3 protein-coding genes are annotated in these 2,642 nt (G+C 54.6%); 2 read left to right on the plus strand and 1 reads right to left on the minus strand.

What is annotated here, in order from left to right:
• Positions 1-35: 35 nt before the first annotated feature.
• Complete coding sequence (locus ABD971_RS08300; RefSeq protein WP_345321106.1) at positions 36-524, minus strand: DUF2924 domain-containing protein; 489 nt, start codon at positions 522-524, stop codon at positions 36-38.
• Positions 525-1,058: 534 nt separating this feature from the next.
• Here ABD971_RS08300 and ABD971_RS08305 point away from each other — a divergent pair.
• Together ABD971_RS08305 and ABD971_RS08310 are read left to right on the plus strand one after the other, a co-directional pair.
• A complete protein-coding gene (locus tag ABD971_RS08305) occupies positions 1,059-1,454 on the plus strand; it encodes a helix-turn-helix domain-containing protein (RefSeq protein WP_345321108.1) in 396 nt (131 codons plus the stop codon).
• A 257-nt stretch (positions 1,455-1,711) separates the two neighbouring features.
• A partial coding sequence (locus tag ABD971_RS08310) for a hypothetical protein (protein ID WP_345321110.1) occupies positions 1,712-2,642 on the plus strand: 931 nt, incomplete at its 3' end.

Raw genomic sequence — 2,642 nt, forward strand, 5'->3', positions numbered from 1 at the left:
CGCACAATGGACTGTCTCTTTGAGTTGCTGGCGACTCATGCGGACTCCTGCTTGTTGAGTTGGAAGAATCGAAACCCGTTCCAGTGCTGGCCGGTGATGGCTTTGGCGACTGCGGACAACGTTTTGTAGCGTTCGCCCTCGAAGTCGAATCCTTCAGGCATCACGGTGACGACGCATTCTCGGCCCTTGTAGAAGCGAACAAGACAATCGCCAACGGGAGGAAGCCGTTCGTCCTTGGGCGGAAGATCGCGGTTGATTGGTGGCGGCAGCGGGACACTTGATGGTTCACGCGGCGCGGTAACACGCAGATCGGATTCGTTGGCAAGCTCGCCGGCCCGCTGTATTGCCCGATCGCTGAGACCACCATACGCGTTCGCTTGGATTCGCCATGCGATCCGTTTCTGCAGCCATACTTTGTTGCGACCGGTCGTCGATTCGCCGAACACTTCGGCGTACTTGGTTTGCAGTTCGCTGACCTTCATGCGGCGCAGCGCGGCCAGCTCTCGGCCAATTGGGTTACTCATGTTCTTCTCCATGATTTGAATCAGGTGCTTGCCGGGTGCGTTCACCACGACAGTGTCACAGAGAGCGATCGTTTTCGGATTCGATCAAGCCATCCTTTTCGATGTCGCCAGAAGTTTTGCCAGAAGAGACGGCAGATGTGGAGATTTGTTGCCAGCGGACGACGGCACGGGCAAGCAAGCTGACGATTTCGCAACGTCTCAACAAGGCGTTTTCGCAAGCGGATCTCGAATCGAATGTTCGCACGGAAGAACCAAAAGTGAGAAAAAGGGACTGGGCGGTTAACGGGCCGCCCCTACTCCTTGAGCTACTCCGGCTGCGACGCGATTGGCGGTCCCGGTTCGGAAAATCACGCTCCTGTCAGTGCATTCGAGCTGTTCCGAAAAAATTTGCGGCGCTGGACCAAACGTGTCCAGCGAGTGGTGACTATGTCTTTGCAAGCAAACTTTTTCTGATCGTTGTGACCAGACTTGTCACCGACAACGAGAGAATGCTTGCATATCACTCATTCACTCGCTTCCAAGAAGGGAAACGCCATGACATCCACCCAAAAAGTAAACGATTACCCGAAACTCGACATCGCAAAGATCCGTCGAATTCGGAAGGAGTCCGGACGAACTGTCGCGGAGTGTTCGCAATCCGCTGGGCTGCCACCGCAGGTTTGGAAACTAATTGAATCCGGAAAAGTTCGCAAAATCGATGTCGCGGCCGTGGTGCTCATTTGGCAGGGCCTCGGTTGCGAAGCAAAAGCGGTCATGACGGAGGTTCGCGGGAAATTCACTCGGGTGCCGACCCACGTTTTTGTCATCGATTCGGACATACGCGATGCGGTGTTGCCGATGCCGTCAAAGCGACCGCCGAAGCGACGGCGTCCCGCGTCGACCATTTCTTCATCAGACCTTTGGCAAAACACCCAGCCATCACTGAATTAGGTGTGCTGATGATGGAAGTGACTTGATGTGTCACACCGATCCGCGACACTCGCGGATCTTCGGGGACGGGCCGACGTCAGGAGACGCTTAGGAACAAGGCCACGGATGAGCGGCACGACGCCACGACGGACGAAATAGCGATGGTGGAACCGTCGCCGGCCCGGTCCCCGTTTTTCAGTGCATTTGGACCGCTGAAACCTCCACTTTTCCCACGGATGCGAATGACAAAATAATTGGCTTAAACACAACGAATAACGATGTCTAATTTTTATTTACGGCTGACCAACCAAAACTTCTTCAGCAACGTGGCCGACCGACGACTCCATGAGTTTTTATCTCCGTTTGCGGACTATCTACGGACTCGCGGTATCAAACTGCCAAGCGGGTTGATCGACGATGATATGCGGGAGCAGATTCGCGTTGCTCTTCGGCAACCTGACGATGACACGCCTCGCAAGCTGCTGCAGTATGCTCACTTTGTCAACGACTTATGTACCGAACGCGGGATGGAAAAGCTGCTCGATCGGATTGATGGCTTGGCCGCAAAGTTCAACGACGACGAGAACGCGACGATCGCGGACGTAGCCGTCGAGGCATTTCTGCATCATCGCGATGAAGCAGAAGAAGTCCTGCGCTGGGAACGGATTCAATCACGCAAGTCCTTTCAATACTTTCAAGCGAAAACCGATCTGCCGCCGGATTTGTTGTTGCCGCTGGAACCGCGGCGACTTGCCTTTCAGGAGCAAGTGCTGAGATTCCACATTGAAAAGCGATGCGGCCGTTTTGTGGATGTCACGTTGGAAGAGGATCAAGCGATGCTCAGGTTGCTCGTGACGCATGGATCGCCGCTGAAGGCAATCAAGTTGGTCGAGGATGGCAGACCGGTGGACCGGCATAGTCGCCAACGCGGCGAAGCGATGTTAGAGTTCAACAAACTTGCTGGCGAATTGAAGATAAACGCGGCAACGTCCACTCGACGACAAATGTACCGAGCTGCGTTCGGAGAGTGTTTCTTTGACGACGAAGATATGTTTCCAGAGGGTGAAATCTGGACGGCCGAACCGTTACGAAACGACGCACGCAACGCACTTTCGGTTGCCGGAATTCCGCAACTCACCCATGCGTCACTGGTCAGCATCAAGATCGCTTCGGACGATGCTATCCCCGAATACGTTAAGACGGAGCGTG

It is taken from the genome of Novipirellula rosea (assembly GCF_039541335.1).
Classification (GTDB): Bacteria; Planctomycetota; Planctomycetia; order Pirellulales; family Pirellulaceae; genus Novipirellula; species Novipirellula rosea.